The sequence below is a fragment of the Paenibacillus xylanivorans genome (assembly GCF_001280595.1).
GTDB lineage: Bacteria > Bacillota > Bacilli > Paenibacillales > Paenibacillaceae > Paenibacillus > Paenibacillus xylanivorans.
The window spans coordinates 1-568 of sequence record NZ_LITU01000034.1 but is presented as its reverse complement, the minus strand read 5'-3'; the positions used below and the strand labels follow the sequence as shown (position 1 = coordinate 568).

Here is a 568-nt window from a genome sequence, read left to right as displayed (position 1 = left end):
ACGTGCTTTGCGTCAAAATGGCTGTCCACGCACTTGTGTTGGTGTCGGTCAGAGCACGTACGCGATATTTATGTGCTGTTCCTGCGAGCAAGCTGCTGTGCGTGTACGAAGGTTCGTTCACTGTCGCTACTACCACACCATCGGCTTCCACCTCATATTTCGTAGCGTCGGCGATTTCTGCCCACGTCAGGTTAATAGCCGTTTCTTCCGACGTCGCTTTCAATACTGGGGTGTTCAATTGCGTGGTTCCGCTGATTAAATCACTCCATGTTCCAACACCTGCGGCATTCTTCGAGCGGATGCGGAATGTGTGATCTGTGTTTGCTGCAAGACCACTTTTCGTGTAGGCAACGCCAGTAGTAGCGACGACTGTACCGTCAATCTCCAGGTCATATCCCGTAGCTCCGGTTACTGCGTTCCATTTTAGTGCAATCGCCACATTCGTTACCGAGCTAATAGCCAATCCGCTAACGGAAGCAGGCAGTGCGCTTTGCGTCAAAATGGCTGTCCATGCACTTGTGTTGGTGTAGGTCAAAGCCCGTACACGATATTTATGTGCTGTTCCTGC

General features: G+C 51.2%; 1 pseudogene. It reads right to left on the bottom strand.

Features of this window, described 5'->3' with window-relative positions:
- Positions 1–535: pseudogene (locus AMS66_RS33080) on the bottom strand (hypothetical protein); the annotation flags it as partial.
- Positions 536–568: the final 33 nt, after the last annotated feature.